This window comes from Flavobacterium psychrolimnae (assembly GCF_003312425.1).
Lineage (GTDB): Bacteria > Bacteroidota > Bacteroidia > Flavobacteriales > Flavobacteriaceae > Flavobacterium > Flavobacterium psychrolimnae.
This window is the reverse complement of sequence record NZ_QNUX01000002.1, coordinates 208177-225754: the sequence shown is the minus strand read 5'-3', so window position 1 is coordinate 225754 and position 17578 is coordinate 208177. Positions and strand designations below refer to the sequence as shown.

The 17578-nt window shown below is 33.3% G+C and carries 14 protein-coding genes; 2 read left to right on the top strand and 12 right to left on the bottom strand.

The genetic code is table 11. The features are described 5' to 3' along the window. Nucleotides 1-13 precede the first annotated feature (13 nt). From DR980_RS03210 to DR980_RS03165, 10 genes are all read right to left on the bottom strand, one after another. A complete protein-coding gene (locus DR980_RS03210; protein WP_113633821.1) occupies nt 14-1066 on the bottom strand; it encodes a type III polyketide synthase in 1053 nt (350 codons plus the stop codon). Further along, entirely contained in the window at nt 1063-1773 is a 711-nt protein-coding gene (locus DR980_RS03205) for a methyltransferase domain-containing protein (RefSeq protein WP_113633820.1), read from the bottom strand. The genes DR980_RS03210 and DR980_RS03205 overlap by 4 nt, the downstream gene beginning before the upstream one ends. After that, a complete protein-coding gene (locus tag DR980_RS03200) occupies nt 1774-2907 on the bottom strand; it encodes an NAD(P)/FAD-dependent oxidoreductase (RefSeq protein WP_113633819.1) in 1134 nt (377 codons plus the stop codon). A 147-nt stretch (nt 2908-3054) separates the two neighbouring features. Beyond that, a complete protein-coding gene (gene acs, locus DR980_RS03195; protein WP_113633818.1) occupies nt 3055-4962 on the bottom strand; it encodes an acetate--CoA ligase in 1908 nt (635 codons plus the stop codon). Between the two features lie 523 nt (nt 4963-5485). After that, complete coding sequence (gene ilvC / locus DR980_RS03190; RefSeq protein ID WP_113633817.1) at nt 5486-6955, bottom strand: ketol-acid reductoisomerase; 1470 nt, start codon at nt 6953-6955, stop codon at nt 5486-5488. A gap of 56 nt (nt 6956-7011) precedes the next feature. Next, a complete protein-coding gene (ilvN, locus tag DR980_RS03185; protein WP_091204986.1) occupies nt 7012-7545 on the bottom strand; it encodes an acetolactate synthase small subunit in 534 nt (177 codons plus the stop codon). Nucleotides 7546-7639: 94 nt separating this feature from the next. Beyond that, the gene (gene ilvB, locus DR980_RS03180; RefSeq protein ID WP_113633816.1) at nt 7640-9334 is read right to left on the bottom strand and encodes a biosynthetic-type acetolactate synthase large subunit; all 1695 of its coding nucleotides are present in this window, start codon (nt 9332-9334) and stop codon (nt 7640-7642) included. Nucleotides 9335-9464: 130 nt separating this feature from the next. Continuing rightward, complete coding sequence (gene ilvD, locus DR980_RS03175; protein WP_113633815.1) at nt 9465-11138, bottom strand: dihydroxy-acid dehydratase; 1674 nt, start codon at nt 11136-11138, stop codon at nt 9465-9467. A gap of 274 nt (nt 11139-11412) precedes the next feature. Beyond that, nucleotides 11413-12528: a 3-isopropylmalate dehydrogenase gene (leuB, locus tag DR980_RS03170; protein WP_113633814.1), complete on the bottom strand. Its 1116-nt coding sequence runs from the start codon at nt 12526-12528 to the stop codon at nt 11413-11415. A 38-nt stretch (nt 12529-12566) separates the two neighbouring features. Continuing rightward, the gene (locus DR980_RS03165; RefSeq protein ID WP_091170178.1) at nt 12567-13742 is read right to left on the bottom strand and encodes a 2-isopropylmalate synthase; all 1176 of its coding nucleotides are present in this window, start codon (nt 13740-13742) and stop codon (nt 12567-12569) included. A gap of 154 nt (nt 13743-13896) precedes the next feature. Between DR980_RS03165 and DR980_RS03160 the strand changes: the two genes are divergently transcribed. Beyond that, nucleotides 13897-15441, top strand: a complete 1545-nt coding sequence (locus tag DR980_RS03160) for a hypothetical protein (protein WP_113633813.1) — start codon at nt 13897-13899, stop codon at nt 15439-15441. A gap of 74 nt (nt 15442-15515) precedes the next feature. On the opposite strand, the gene DR980_RS03155 is transcribed toward DR980_RS03160, so the two are convergent. Then, the gene (locus DR980_RS03155) at nt 15516-15803 is read right to left on the bottom strand and encodes a putative quinol monooxygenase (RefSeq protein WP_113633812.1); all 288 of its coding nucleotides are present in this window, start codon (nt 15801-15803) and stop codon (nt 15516-15518) included. Between the two features lie 2 nt (nt 15804-15805). Next, complete coding sequence (locus tag DR980_RS03150) at nt 15806-16399, bottom strand: NAD(P)H-dependent oxidoreductase (RefSeq protein ID WP_113633947.1); 594 nt, start codon at nt 16397-16399, stop codon at nt 15806-15808. 96 nt (nt 16400-16495) lie between these two features. Between DR980_RS03150 and DR980_RS03145 the strand changes: the two genes are divergently transcribed. Further along, on the top strand, nt 16496-17389 hold the full coding sequence (locus DR980_RS03145; protein ID WP_113633811.1) for a LysR family transcriptional regulator: 894 nt from the start codon (nt 16496-16498) through the stop codon (nt 17387-17389). Nucleotides 17390-17578 lie beyond the last annotated feature (189 nt).

Genomic DNA, 17578 nt, shown 5'->3' with positions numbered 1-17578 from the left:
TTTGAACACTGATTTAAAACTGCAATAAAACGCGTTGTGCTGAAAAACCCGGACCAAAACTCAACATTAATCCTTTTTCTCCTTTTTTAGGCTGATTGTCCATTATTCGCTCTAAAACATATAAAACCGTTGCACTTGACATATTTCCATACAAACGCAAAACTTCTTTAGTATCATCTATATTTTTACCTAAACTAGAAAATAAACTTTCTACTGTTTGTACAATTTTCTTTCCTCCGGGATGAAAAATTAAATGATTAATATCTTCTATTCTTAAATTGTTTTTTTCTAAAAATGGATGAATAATATCGGGAAAATGAGAAGCAATCGTTTCTGGAACTTCAATGTCCAATACCATTTGCAATCCAGAATTGGTGAGTTTAAAACCCATCATGTGGATGTTATCATAAAAATGATACATCTCCTCTGATACAATTTCCGGTCCTTTATCATCTTCATGCGAAGAGAGTAAAACGCAAGCAGCTCCATCACCAAAAATAGCAGCACTTACAATATTTGCCATCGAGAAATCATCCAATTGAAAGGTTGCCGTTGGACTTTCAACTGCAATTACAGCAGCGCGTTTTCCGGGATTGGCCTGCAAGAAGTTTTTAGCATAAATAATTCCTGAAATACCAGCGGCACAACCCATTTCAGTAACGGGAAGCCGAACGATATCCTGACGTAATTTTAATGTATTAATCAAATAAGCATCCAGTGAAGGAATCATTATTCCGGTGCAACTAACTGTAATGATGTAATCTAAATCTTCAGGGTTCCAATTCGCTTTTTTCAAGGCTTTTTCTAAAACTTTTTCACCTAAATCGATGACTTCACGAACATAGATATCGTTTCTTTCTTCAAAAGAAGTTTTGGTAAATACTTCAATCGGATCCATAATGGAATAGCGTTTATCAACAGCGGCTCCTTCAAAAATTTTCTTTACTTTTCTAATGAAACGCTCGTCTTGTCCAACGAGCCAAGTATCCAAAAAAGGAATAATTTCATCTGTATTTCTGGAATATTTTGGTAACTGTTTGGTTACGGTTTTGATTTTTACACTCATATTTTAGAAATTATCCATTGGTATCGAAAAGCCCATTTCCAATGAATTTTATAGTTTTTAAAATTTAATTTTTTCGAGAACTCTATCAATTCTTCTTTTTTAAAACCTCTTAAAATCGAAGTCAAGCCGTCTTCTCTAGACATATCATTCAATTGAAACACAAAACATAAAGCTTGAAATAAACGATAGGCAATCGCACTTCGATGTAAATCATTGATTACAATTCCGATGGATGCATTATTATGAAAAACATTCAATAACTGTATGATTTCATCGTCTTTGAAATGATGTAACGTCAAAGTACACAAAACAATATCATACTTTAATTGCTTAAATGATTCATCAAAAATATTCTCACAACGATAACTAATATTAGCGTATTTATCGGACAATTTTCGTGCATGTGAAATTGTAAAATTGTTTGCATCAATGCCTATTAACTTGAAATTCAAATTATTTTTGAGTCCAAAATCAGCTAAAGTCCGCAACATATCTCCATTGCCACAACCTACGTCCACAATTACAATTTCTTTTGATTTGAAATTCTGAATCAATTCTGTTACTCCTTTTAAAGTTAACTGATTTCCTCCCAAAAGTTGATTAATTTTAGCAATTTTATCCAAAGCATCGCGTAAAATCTCTCCTTCCATGGCAAAATCGTCCATGATTTCAGGTTTATCAGTTCTATATTTAGTGTTTAGTGTCATTTAGGATTTTAGAATGATTGGCTTTCCGTGCGTTTTTTTAATGATAATTGGCAATAAAAATGGAAATATAATTAATATACGCATCAATACGGCTGAAAGTTTTGGTTTTTGCAAAATACTAGATAAAAAGCGGCCAGTTTTAAGTCTTTTTTTGAAATTTAAATTCCATTCGTGAATGTATTTTTCTTCCAATTCTTTTCTGGATTTAATTTCATTAGTATAATATTTATGAACTAATTCTGAAGCAATTTTGGCACTATGAATTGCCATTGCCATTCCGTTTCCGCACAAAGGATGAATTAGTCCTGCGGTATCGCCAATCATTAGAATATGATTTTCAACGGCTTGTTTTTTTTCGAAAGATATTTGACTTATGGTTAAAGGTTTTTCAAAAAGTAAACTGCTTTTTTCGAAAATCACTCTTAAATGAGGGTTTTCAGAAACTACACTATTTTGATATTCCTCAATATTTTTATACTTTTTAAAAGTTTCATAATCTGCTAAATAACAGATGTTAATCGCCTGGTTTTCTACTTTAGAAACACCACAATATCCACCTTTGAAATTATGCAAACCAACTACATCGTTTGGAAAATCTCCCGAATAATGTGCTTTGACCGCCAACCAATATGATTTTTTATTAATAAAATCCCGATTCATTTTTTGATCTACATTGGAACGTTTGCCAAAAGCGCCAATAACAATTTCTGATTTTAAAATGCTATTATTATTAGTAGTTGTAACTATAAATTGATTGTTTTCAAATACAATATTTTCAACATTGTCATGAATAATTTTACATCCGTTTTCAAGTGCTTTCTTATACAAATATTCGTCTAAAGAAAAACGACTGATGCCAAAACCTCCAAGTGGCAGGACACTTTTAATTGTTTTTCCGCTTGCTGTTGAAAACTCAAGATTTGTGATGTTTGTAGGATTTAAATCGGCTATGTTTAAATCCAACCAATTGAGATATGGTAAAACCTCATTAGAAATATATTCGCCACAAACTTTATGTTTTGGATAACTATTTTTTTCGATAACTGTAACTTGAAGTCCTAATTTAGATAAATGTATAGCCACAGTCAATCCTGCTAATCCACCACCAATAATTAAAACTTCATTGTTTTTCATATAGAAGTAAATTTATGGATTTGTTTGAGAAAGTAACTATATTATTTCATATAAAACTTACATAATTATTTGATATTGAATAAGTCCTAATTTCATATTTTATATTCAAAAAAAAAAAGCCGTTTTTAAAAACGGCTTTTAATTAATTTATAGTTTTCCTTCTTTTATTTCCTCTACAATTTCAGGATTTAGAAGAGTTGATATATCTCCAAAGTTCGAATAATCCCCTTCAGCAATCTTTCGAAGGATTCGTCTCATGATTTTTCCCGAACGGGTTTTTGGCAAACCAGAAACAAATTGGATTTTGTCTAATTTTGCAATTGGTCCAATATGATCTGATATGTGTTGATTGATTTCTTTTGTAAGGTTTTCTTTATTTCTGGTTTCTCCAGTTTCTTTAAGAATAACAAAACCATATAAAGCATTTCCTTTGATGTCATGTGGGAAACCTACGATTGCTGATTCAGCAACGGCTGGATGCTCATTAATCGCGTCTTCTATTGGTGCTGTTCCCAGATTATGACCTGAAACAATTACCACATCATCTACACGACCCGTAATTCTATAATACCCTACTTCATCACGTAAAGCTCCGTCTCCCGTAAAATATTTACCTGGAAAAGCAGAGAAATAGGTGTCTTTATAACGCTGGTGATCACCCCAAATGGTTCTGGCAATTCCCGGCCAAGGAAATTTAATGCACAAACTTCCAGTGACTTGATTGCCTTCAATTTCGTTGCGCTTTTCGTCCATCAAAACGGGTTGGATTCCCGGTAACGGTAACGAAGCGTATGTTGGTTTTGTTGGGGTTACAAAAGCAATTGGCGAAATCATAATTCCTCCCGTTTCTGTTTGCCACCACGTATCTACAACAGGGCATCTTTTATCTCCCACGTGATCATTATACCAGTGCCAAGCTTCCTCATTGATTGGTTCACCTACTGATCCAATTACCTTAAGCGACTTCAATGGATATTTTTGTACAAATTTTATATTTTCTTTTGCCAAGGCACGAATAGCAGTTGGTGCCGTATAAAACTGTGTCACTTTATGTTTTTCGATTACTTCCCAGAAGCGACTAAAGTCAGGATAAGAAGGAACTCCTTCAAAAATCACTGTCGTTGCACCGTTCAATAATGGTCCATAAAGAATATACGAATGTCCGGTAATCCAACCGATATCGGCAGTACACCAAAAAACATCATTTTCCTCATAATTGAAAACGTTCTTAAAAGTATAAGCGGTGTAGACCATGTAGCCAGCCGTAGTATGCACCATTCCTTTTGGTTTTCCAGTTGAACCAGACGTGTATAAAATAAATAATGGATCTTCGGCATCCATAATTTCGGCAACATTATTATCTGAAGCTTTATCCAAAAGTGGCTGCAACCATTGGTCGCGACCTTCTTCCATATTAATATTAGTATGAATTCTTTTGGTTACTAAAACTTTTTCTACACAAGGACATTTTTCTAATGCTTCATCAATTATTCCTTTTAAGTCAATCGTTTTATTTCCACGAAAACCTCCATCTGAGGTGATAACCATTTTACATTCGCTGTCATTGATACGCGTAGCAACTGCCGATGCAGAAAATCCTGCAAAAACAACAGAATGTATGGCTCCAATTCTGGCACAAGCTAATACTGAAACGGCTAATTCAGGAATCATTGGTAAATAAATACAAACTCTATCTCCTTTTTTTATGCCTTGTTCACGCAATACGTTTGCCATTTTGCAAACACGTTGGTGCAATTCATTATAAGTTATGTGCAATGCTGCTTCTGAAGGGTCATTTGGTTCAAAAATAATTGCTGTTTTTTCTCCTCTTTTAGCAAGATGTCTGTCAATACAATTTTTTACAATATTGACTTTTGCTTCCGTAAACCATTTGATATCGGCATCAGCCATATTAAACTCAACAACTTTGTCCCATTGTTGGTACCAAGTGAAATTTTCTTCTGCTATTTTACCCCAAAATTTTCTAGGTTCACGAACTGATTTATTGTAATGTTTAAAATATTGTTCTAGATTTTCAATTTTGTAGTAGCTCATGTTATAATTTTTTATAAAAGTATTAAATCTCTCGCTATTCTTAAAATTATTTAAATTATAAATAGTTAAAAAAAAAACAGATTTATAAATAAAAAAGTACTTTTAATACTAATTTGTTTAATTTTTATTGTTTTTAACAAAATTTATAAAATACAAAAAGGCGAGATCGATTTAAATCTATCCCACCTTTGTATCAACAAATTTTAACAACAATTATTTTAATACCATAAACGATGATTTTTTGAACAATAATCACCCAAAACTATTTTGTTTCAATCAAGAAATTCTACACAAATTTTCAGCTTGATTTGTTGAAAAATAAACAGGTCTATTTTCACTGCTTCCCAATGTGTTTCATAGGGATTACTTCACTTAACCTTAAACTTGTTTAAAGTTAAGCGAATGTAAAAGCATCCATATCTATTTATCTTTTTTAATATTTTTAACTAATCCAAGATATTATGAAACAAAATGATATAGTGCTAATCCCAACACACCCTCTTGTGTGGTAATTTCTGTTTTATTATCCTATTTTTTTCATAGCAGTCATCGATTCTCTCAACCATTCCCCTACTTCTTCAATTGGATGCTGACGAATGCTTTTGTTTACAGCAATTAAAACAGTATTATCTACTCTATTTGAAGTTGAAAATGGTTTTCCTATTACATTAGTATCTACCGTTTTCATGAAATCAGTCAATAACGGTTTACAAGCATGATCAAATAAATAACAACCATATTCTGCTGTATCTGAAATGATTCGGTTCATTTCATATAATTTTTTTCTTGCTACAGTATTTGCAATCAAAGGCAATTCGTGTAAAGACTCATAATACGCTGATTCTTCGATGATTCCTGTTTGGGTCATGGTTTCAAAAGCTAATTCTACACCAGCTTTCACCATTGCAATCATCAAAACACCATTATCAAAATACTCTTGCTCCGAAATATCGGCTGTTGTAGGCGCTGTTTTTTCGAAGTTAGTTTCTGCAGTTGCAGCTCTCCAAGTCAATAAATTAATATCATCATTAGCCCAGTCAATCATCATGTTTTTTGAAAATTCACCAGAGATAATATCATCCATGTGTTTTTGAAACAACGGACGCATGATGTCTTTTAATTCATCTGCTAATTCATACGCTTCAATTTTTGCAGGATTTGATAAACGATCCATCATATTAGTAATTCCACCATGTTTCAAAGCTTCCGTTACTGTTTCCCAACCGTATTGAATTAATTTTGAAGCATACGCCGGCTCGATTCCTTTTTCAACCATTTTGTCAAAACATAAAATTGAACCAGTTTGTAACATTCCACAAAGAATGGTTTGTTCTCCCATTAAATCCGATTTTACTTCGGCTACAAATGAAGAGTTCAATACTCCAGCTTTGTGACCACCAGTAGCAACTGCATAGGCTTTAGCTTGTTCAAAACCTTCGCCGTTTGGATTGTTTTCTGGGTGAACCGCGATTAAAGTTGGTACACCAAAACCTCTTTTATATTCTTCACGTACTTCAGATCCTGGACATTTTGGCGCACACATAATTACAGTGATGTCTTTACGAATTTGCATTCCTTCCTCTACGATATTAAAACCGTGAGAATACGCTAAAGTTGATCCGTTTTTCATCAAAGGCATGATTGCCGTAACTACAGCAGTATGTTGCTTGTCTGGCGTAAGGTTACAAACCAAATCAGCTGTTGGGATTAATTCTTCATACGTTCCCACTTTGAATCCATTATCAGAAGCATTCTTGAACGAAGCTCTTTGCTCTGAAATTGCATCTGCGCGCAATGCATAAGAAATATCCAATCCAGAATCTCTCATGTTCAATCCTTGGTTCAAACCTTGTGCTCCACAACCTACAATGACTACTTTTTTTCCTTCTAAAGCTTTAATTCCATTTACAAATTCAGATTGGTCCATGAATTCGCAAACGCCTAATTGTTCTAATTGTAATCTAAGTGGTAATGAATTGAAATAATTTGCCATTTTTTATTATTTAATGATTGTAAAATTTAATAATTGATAAGTTTACTAATTGAAAACTAAACAGGTTCTTGTTTAAGTTCTTCTAATAATGTTGAAATCTCCATTTTTGCTTTGGAAACCGATATTCTTCCGGAGCGAACAAATTGCATGATTCCAAAAGGTTTCAATTTTTCGTATAACGATTCTATTTCAGCACGTTGTCCCGATTTTGAAATCACAAAAAAGTCTCTTGCAACCGTAACTATTTGAGAATGGCTTTCCTTAATTATATTCTGAATTTGTTTTTCATCAAAAAGTAAGCTCGATTCAATTTTGAATAATGCATTTTCCAAGAAAATAGTTTCTTCATCAATATGATAAAATGCTTTGATGACTTCGATTTGTTTTTCGATTTGTCCTACGATGTTATGGACCCATTTTTCAGTTGTATTCACAACAATTATAAATCTGGAGACATTTTCGATTTCAGATTCGGATACATTTAAACTCAAAATATTGATGTGGCGTTTCAAGAATATTCCAGATATTCTGTTTAGTAAGCCAACGTTGTTTTCTGAATAAACAGAAATGGTGAATGTTTTATTTTCCATTTTTTTATGTTTAAAGTTTTATCGTTTAAAGTTTAAAGTTGCGCAACATTATTTTCGGGTTCCAACAACTTTAAACCTTAAACTTTAAACTATTTTAGGACAAACGAATGTCCGAAACCGATGCTCCTGTAGGAATCATTGGGAATACGTTATTTTCTTTTTCTACCATAACTTCAAGGAAATAGGATTCTTTTGAAGCCATCATTTCAGCAACGGCAGCATCTAAATCTTCTCTTTTGGTTACTTTTTTCGCTTTGATATAATAGCCTTCAGCAATGGCTATAAAATTAGGATTGATCATTTCCGTAGAAGCGTATCTTTTGTCAAAAAACAATTGTTGCCACTGACGAACCATTCCTAAAAATTCATTGTTTAATACCACAATTTTCACAGGAACTTTGGTTTGGAAAATAGTTCCTAATTCCTGAATAGTCATTTGAAAACCTCCATCACCAATTATGGCTACGACTTCACGATCTGGCATTCCCATTTTGGCGCCAATCGCAGCCGGTAAAGCAAATCCCATAGTTCCTAAACCACCAGATGTCACATTACTTTTTGTCGAATTGAATTTGGCATAACGACACGCAAACATTTGATGTTGTCCAACATCCGAAACCATAATGGCATCTCCTTTAGAATGTTTGTTAATCATTTCAATCGTTTCTCCCATAGAAATTCCTTCTCTCTTTGGTTTTAACTCGTCATTGATTACCGCTTCTAATTCTATTTCATATTTCTCTTTAAATTCATTGTGCCAAGATTCATGAGAGTTACTTTCAATTAAAGGAAGTAAAGCTGTTAAAGACTCTTTTACATCAGCCAAAACCGCTACAGTAGTTTTTACATTCTTATCTACTTCAGCTGGATCAATTTCAAAATGAATTACTTTGGCCTGTTTGGCGTAAGTAGCTAAATTTCCCGTAACACGATCGTCAAAACGCATTCCAAGCGCTATTAAAACATCACATTCATTCGTCAAAACATTAGGTCCGTAATTTCCGTGCATTCCCACCATTCCTACATTCAATGGATGATCTGTTGGCATTGCCGAAAGTCCTAAAATAGTCCAAGCTGCCGGAATTCCTGATTTTTCAACCAAAGCTTTTAACTCTGCTTCTGCTTCACTAAGAATTACTCCTTGACCAAATATGATAAATGGTTTTTTAGCAGTATTAATTAATTCAGCAGCTGCCGCTACTTTTTCAAGATTTAAAACTGGTTTCGGATTGTAACTTCTAATACTGGTGCATTTTTTATAGCTGAATTCAATTTCGTCAAACTGAGCATTTTTTGTAATATCTATTAATACTGGACCCGGACGACCTGATCTGGCAATATAAAATGCTTTTGCAATAATCTCTGGAATCTCAGATGCTTCGGTAATTTGATAATTCCATTTGGTTACCGGAGTCGAAATTCCAATGATATCTGTTTCTTGGAATGCATCAGACCCTAATAAATGCTTTCCTACTTGTCCTGTAATACAAACCATAGGAGTCGAATCGATTTGCGCATCAGCAATTCCTGTGACTAAATTTGTTGCTCCCGGCCCCGAAGTTGCAATCGCCACTCCCACTTTTCCTGTTGCTCTTGCAAAACCTTGTGCAGCATGTGTAGCTCCTTGTTCATGACGCACTAAAACGTGGTGCAATTGATCTTTAAATTTATATAATTCGTCGTAAACTGGCATTATAGCTCCACCTGGATAGCCATAAACCAAATCTACTCCTTCTTCTAATAAGCATCTAATAACGGCTTCGGCGCCGGATATTTTATTTGTTCCCATGGGTACGTTTATTATTTTTCCTCCCCCCTTACCCCCTCCGAAGGAGGGAGAGCCAAAACTGGCATAGGGGAATTTACAGTTATTATTTGTTGGTCAACTCCCACCCCTTTGGGGAGGGCTGGGGTGGGGATTATTTATCGGTTACACATCCTTCAGAGGCACTTGTGACCGAACGAATATATTTAAGTAACACTCCTTGTTTAATTGGTGATTCTGGTTTTTTCCAATTGGCTTTACGTTTTGCGAATTCTTCGTCAGATATTTTCATATTGATAGTATTTTTCACAGCATCAATTGAAATCACATCTCCATTTTCTATTAAAGCAATTCCTCCGCCTTCATAGGCTTCTGGTGTAACGTGTCCTACTACGAAACCGTGAGAACCTCCAGAAAAACGTCCGTCAGTAATTAAAGCAACAGTACTTCCTAAGCCAGCTCCCATAATTGCGGATGTTGGTTTAAGCATTTCAGGCATTCCCGGACCTCCTTTTGGGCCACAATATCTAATAACAACCACATTTCCTGGTTTTACTTCGCCACCTCTAATTCCTTTAATCACATCATGCTCGTTTTCAAAAACTACTGCTGTACCTTCAAAAAACTCACCTTCTTTGCCGCTAATTTTAGCCACACAACCTTCTGAAGCTATGTTTCCGTATAAAATTTGAATATTTCCAGTAGCTTTTAATGCTTTTTGGATTTCATGAATCACTTGTTGTCCATCATTCAAATCAGGAACAGAAGCTAAGTTTTCAGCAATTGTTTTTCCGGTTACTGTTAAACAATCTCCATGTAAGAAACCTTCTTTCAATAAATATTTCATTACTCCTGGAACACCACCAACATTATGCAGGTCTTCCATCAAGTATTTACCGCTTGGCTTCAAGTCAGCAAGTAATGGAGTTTTATCACTAATATCTTGGAAATCTTTTAATGTAAGATCAACACCTACTGAGTGTGCCATTGCAATTAAGTGCATCACTGCATTTGTAGAACCTCCTAAGACAGCCACAATTGTAATCGCATTTTCGAATGCTTTACGAGTCATAATGTCTCGAGGTTTAATATCTTTTTCCAATAGTATTCTGATGGCTTTACCAGCATCAGCACATTCTTGTTTCTTTTCAGGACTCAAAGCAGGATTAGAAGAACTGTAAGGCAAACTCATCCCTAAAGCTTCAATAGCTGATGACATGGTATTTGCTGTGTACATTCCACCACAAGCACCTGCACCTGGACATGCATTTTGTATCACACCTTTGAAATCTTCAGGAGTGATGGTATTGTTGAATTTTTTTCCTAATGCTTCAAAAGCAGAAACAATATTCAAATCTTCACCTTTCCATTTTCCTGGGTGAATAGAACCTCCATAAACCATAATAGAAGGGCGATTTACTCTACCCATAGCCATTAATGCTCCTGGCATATTTTTATCGCAACCCGGAACAGCAATCATTCCATCATACCATTGTGCTCCCATAACTGTTTCAATAGAATCTGCAATTACATCACGAGAAACCAAAGAAAAACGCATTCCATCATTACCATTTGAAATTCCATCACTAACACCAATAGTATTAAAAATCAAACCAACTAAATCTACTGCCCAGACGCCAGTCTTAATATCTTTAGCCAAATCGTTTAAGTGCATATTACAAGGGTTTCCATCATAACCCATACTCACAATTCCTATCTGCGCCTTTTTAAGATCTTCTTCAGTTAATCCAATTCCGTACAACATGGCCTGAGAAGCTGGTTGTGTTTCATCTTGCGTGATTATTTTACTGTATTTATTTAATTCCATTTTATGATTGTTTCTCTATTTTTTAAATTTATTCCAAAAAAAAACCTCCCAAAATAATTGGGAGGTTTTAAATATTTTTTTAATTATATCTATACCATTCCCTCTGCACATGTGATAATCACATTGACATTAATAATTGAAGAAATAATAGATACGATTTGCATTTTTTATTTTTATTTGCTTCAAAAGTATAAAAAACAAATAGTACTAAAAAAATTTAACCTAAATATTATATGCATTTTCAATTATTAAATGCATTTTTGATTATTGCTTTTTAAACAATAGTCGATTGTCCTATGTAGACATTGTCACTTTTAAAATATAAGTCGTCTTTACTTAAAATATAATTTGAGATAAAGTCTCCCACTTCGTTTGTTCCAAATTTTGAATACGGATTTAAATCTGCCGTGACGACATTTAATTCTATTGCTTTATGAACTGCTTCGTATACTTTTTGGGATTCGATATGAAGACCAAAATGTTCCAAAAGCATTGCCGCAGATACTATTGAAGCAATAGGATTAGCTATATTTTTTCTTTTAGCTTCTGGATAAGAACCATGAATAGGCTCAAAAAGTGCATTTGAATTTCCTAAAGATGCTGATGGCAATAATCCTATCGAACCCGTAATTACACTCGCTTCATCTGATAAAATATCACCAAATAAATTTTCAGTCAAAATGACGTCAAACTGTTTTGGATTAATGATTATTTGCATCGCAGCATTATCAACAAAAAGAAAATCTAAGGTTACATCAGGATAACCTTCTGCAATTTCAGTTACTACTTTTCTCCATAATCTTGACGTTTCAAGGATACTGGCTTTATCAACCAAAGTCAATTTCTTTTTTCTTTTCTGAGCTGTTCTAAAGGCCAAATGACTGATTCGAATAATTTCTTCTTCGGAATATTCACATAAATCAGATGCTAAAGTACCTTGTTCGTTGGTCTTTTTTTCACTGAAATAAGAACCTCCAGAAATTTCTCTGAAAATTACAAAATCAGCACCTTCGATTATTTTTCTTTTCAAAGGCGACAAATCTAATAAGTCGTTATATGGTTTGATAGGTCTTATATTAGCATATAATCCTAACGCTTGTCTCAATTTTAATAATCCTTGAATCGGACGCAATTTCGAATCTGAAACAGCATCATATTTTGAGTCATCAACAGCTCCAAACAAGATTGCATCTGTATTCAGACAAAGATTTAATGTTTGCTCTGGCAGTGGAGTTCCTGTCTTTTCAATAGCAACAGCGCCAATAAGCGCATCTTCAAAAATAAACTCATGATCGAAAACCACACCAATTGCATACAAGACTTTTTTTGCTTGTAAGATTACCTCCGGACCTATTCCGTCTCCTGAAAGTACTGCTATTTTTAAGTTCATATTAGTAGGATTTAGATTTTATTAGAAATCAAAATATTTTAGTTAAGGATTAATTCCTTATTCATTTTACAGGCTTCAATTATTTGATGAATATCGTCATCCAGCACTTCTTTTTTAATGTCGGCGAACTTTAAAAATTCAACATAAACAATATCTAATTGCACTTTTGTAAGTTCATATCCAACTTTTTTGGATCTGTAAGCTAATGCTGCTCTACCACTTCTGGCGGTCAAAACAATTAAGGATTCATTGACGCCTACATCTAAAGGATCCATGATTTCATAAGTAGCTCTGTTTTTTATCACACCATCTTGATGAATTCCGGAGCTGTGGGCAAAGGCATTCGCTCCAACAATGGCTTTATTGGGTTGTACCATCATTCCCATACTTTCAGAAACCAAACGACTCATTTCGTTTAACTGTTTTGTATCAATATCAGTATATAAATTCAAATAAGGATGTTGTTTGAAAATCATTACGACTTCTTCAAGAGCAGTATTTCCGGCTCTTTCGCCTATTCCATTTATCGTACATTCTATTTGTCTGGCTCCATTCACGGCTCCTGCAATTGAATTAGCTGTCGCCATTCCTAAATCATTATGACAATGACAAGACAAGATTACGTTTTCAATTCCTTTTACGTTTTCTTTTAAATACTTGATTTTTGCACCATATTCTTCTGGCAAACAATAACCCGTTGTATCTGGAATATTAAGTACAGTTGCACCTGATTTAATGACTTCTTCACAGACTATAGCCAAGAATTCATTGTCCGTTCTGCCTGCATCTTCGGCATAAAATTCAACATCTTCAACATATGATTTAGCATGTGAAACAGCAAATTTTGCTCGGGCAATAATATCTTCTCTGGTTGTATTTAATTTGTGTACAATATGTGATTCCGAAGTTCCTATTCCGGTATGAATACGTGGTCTTTTTGCATATTTTAAAGCTTGTGCCGCAACATCAATATCATTTTTTACCGCTCTTGTCAATCCGCAAACAATAGCATTTTTGACAACTTTACTTATTTCTGAAACAGATAAAAAATCACCTGGACTTGACACAGGAAAACCAGCTTCGATGATGTCAACACCCATTTCGTCAAGTCGATTTGCAATAACGAGTTTTTGATTGGTATCTAATTTACATCCCGGAACTTGTTCGCCATCTCTCAAGGTGGTATCAAAAATTTGAACTTTCTCTCTATTCATTTTCATTTATTTAATGTAATTTCACAACTTGATAACAAAAATATCTTTCATTACTTTAATATAAAACTCAATTTAATGAAATATACTGTTTATAAAGCATTTAAAAACTTTGTAAATACCTGAATAACAAAACATTAAGCTACACTATTCTACAATGGCTAACCATCAAAAAGATTTTCTGTTTGTATTAATTAAATCACTTTCAAAATCTGAAAAAAGACAATTCAAGATTTTTGCAAGCCGATTGGAAACCAGTTCCAATACAAAATTTATCGAATTATTCAATATTTTAGACAAATCTGAAATCTATGATGAGAAACTCATTCTGAAAAGCGGTATCATTAAAAAAGTACAATTATCCAATCTTAAATCGTATTTGTACAAACAAATATTAGTCAGTATCCGATTGAATATTCCAAGCCAGAACATTCGGTATCAGTTGAGAGAGCAAATTGATTTTGCTGCTATTTTATACAACAAAGGTTTGTACAAGCAAAGTTTGAAAATCTTGGATAAAACAAAAATTTTAGCTTTAGAGAATGACGAAAAACTCATGGCGTATGAAATCGTAGAATTCGAAAAACTTATTGAATCACAGTACATAACACGAAGTATTCAAGGACGCGCAGATGAGTTGGTTATTCAGGCCAAAGAATTAAATTATCGCAATACTATTTCCAGCAAATTATCCAATTTATCGCTGCAGTTGTATGGAATTATGCTTAAAACGGGCTATGTAAAAAGTGATGAAGAGTATAAATATATAGACAACTATTTCAATAAACACATTTCTAAATTTGATGAGAAAAAATTTGGATTTCGGGAGAAATATTGGTTTTACAACGCTAATCTTTGGCGCAGTTTTTTAGTTCAGGATTTCTTGGCCAGTTATAAATATGCTTATAAATGGGTTACGCTCTTTTATGATAATCCAAATATGATTCATTTAAATCCTGTTTTTTTCCTAAAAGGAAACCATTATTTATTGGAATCTTTATACATGTTGAAATACAAATCAAAGTTCAAGAAGTATTTAACGCAATTGGAAGAGACGATAAAAGATTCCCATTTTCCCGTGAATGACAATATCGCGTCGTTATCATTCTTGTATGTATATAACAATAAATTGAATTACCATATTCTGGAAGGAACATTTGCAGAAAGCGAATACTTAATTCCCGAAATATTAAATAAATTAAAAATTCACACAGACCATCTTGATGAACATCACGAAATGTTATTCTATTATAAATTTGCTTCTATCTATTTTGGTAACGAAAAATATAATGAATGCATCTTTTATTTAGAGAAAATTATAAATAACAAAAATCTTTCGATGCGAGAAGATTTGATGTGTTTTGCCAGATTATTGAGTTTAATTGCTCATTATGAATTGGGTAATGATTATTATTTAGAAAATCAGTTGAAAAACACTTATAAATTTTTATTGAAAATGAATGATTTGCATGAAGTCCAAAAGGAAATCATGCGATTCATGAAAAACTTAAATTCGATTTATCCTGGAGATATCAAAAAAGAGTTCGTAAAAATGAGAAGACGTTTTATCGAGTTAGAAAAAAACACCTACGAAAAAAGAGCATTTTTATACCTTGACATTATCTCGTGGCTGGAAAGTAAAATCGAAAACCGAAAAATTAGCGATATTATCAAAGAAAAAGCAAAATTGAGTAATCGATAATTTTTTCGATAAACTGAATTGAGAAGAAAGGCTTCCCGAATAACTGTTATTCTGAGGAAGCCTTTGTTATTTAATTATAATTTTGTTGTACGATAAATGATGGGTAATTCTTGCAACATTACTTTTGCATTTTCGAAAAAGGAAATGACATACGATTGCCCGTTATGAAGCTTTAATCCCGCTTCACTTGCCCAAACTTCATGAAAGATAAAGATTTCAGAGTCTTCCAAACTTTGATGTAAATCATATTGTAAGCAAGCGACTTCTTTAGTCGACTTTTGAACTAAATCCAGTAAAAGAGTTTTCAATATCTCTCTATTTTCAGGTTTGCTTTTTAGGATTACTGTTAAATTGATAGCCATAATTAATTTAAAAATAATTGTGTTAAATGGTTTTGATACACTTTGAGATCATTTACAACATCTGCATTTTTTTCGATATCATGAAAATGAATACTTTGCAATGGTTTCATTCCTGTAAAAGCATTCATTCTGTGAAAACCAAATAATGGTCCTTCATCTACACTATGCTGATTGAAAAATTCACCCGGTAAAGTAAAAGCTTCTTTTGGTGCATTCCAAGAGGTGGTTAGCATGTATTTTTTGCCGTTAAGCATTCCTCCCGTTCCGTAATTAATTGTTGGATTTTCAGCGGAACGCCCGTCACTTTTGTAAATCCCTTTGGCATGACCTTCAGTGAAAACAACATCAATGTATTTTTTAAATCCATGTGGCAACTGGAACCACCATATTGGCGTATGATAAATAATTACATCAGCCCAAACAAATTTCTCCACTTCTGCAGCAGGAAAATAATCATCATTGATGTTCGTTGTTTTTACTTCAAAATTACTATTGCTTTTGAAAAAATTCAAAGTTTCATTCGAAATGGTTTCATTAAATCGTCCTCCAGAATGGCCAAATTTTTGTCCGCCATTAATTATAAATATTTTTGTCATGATTTGCATTTTTAATTTGATGGTGCAAAGTTAGAACGAGAATTTCTATTATTAAAATAACATAATTCATACCTTTGTATCATAATTATAATAGTTATGGTAAATTTAGAATGGTATCGAACGTTTAAAGCAGTTTACAAAACAGGAACTTTAACAAGTGCTGCGGAAGAATTATTTATTTCACAGCCTGGTGTGAGTCTGCATTTGAGTTCCTTGGAAACTTATGTAGGCTATAAATTATTTGACCGAACAGGTCGGAAAATGGTTCCCACCGAAAAAGGAAAAGTGCTCTACAATTTTATAATTGAAGCATTAACCAAACTGGAAGAGGCCGAGAAAAATTTTCAAAGAAGCACCGAGAAAAATACGCCAACGATAAGTGTGGGAATGTGTTTTGAGACATTCCAAATCACACTAGAACAGTATATTTCGACGTTACCATTTAATGTGATTATTCAGTTTGGAGAATATCCGGAAATGGTAGAAAATTTAGAAAAAGGAATTCTCGATTTGATTATCACGCCACAAATGGTCGTGAAAAATGCCATTGAATATCAGGCATTTTCATCTGAAACTATTGTACTTGTTGGTGGAAGCGAAATTGATGATTTAGAATTCAATTCTATAGCAAATAAGGGAAATATTCAAGAAATTGAACTTTGGCTAAAGCAACAAAAATGGTACGGAACTACTGGAGATATGGAGCATTTACGTCGTTTCTGGCAATTAAATTTCAATAAACATCCTGATTTCAGACCTAATTATATAGTTCCAAATCTAAATTCAATTATACGTTGTTTGAGCAGTGGTAAAGGATTGGCTGTTCTTCCTGATTTTCTTTGCCGAAAAGAAATTGATAATGGAACAATCAAACTGATTTGGGAAGGGAAAACACCATTAAAAAATACGCTCTATTTTGCAACCAGAAAAAAAACAATTTATGAGGAAGAAATCGCTTTGATTAAGAAAATTTTCATCGATTTGAACTAAAATTTGTTATTCTGGAAATATAGTTTAATTTTATAAATCATTAAATTTTAAACTTATGAATGGATTTTTTAAAACAATATTAGCAGGTTATGGAGCCAAAAAACTAGGCGGTGGCTGTTTTGGTACAATTCTAATTTTTATTATTATCTATTGGATATTAGGTTATTTTTAGAATTAAAACTCTAAAAA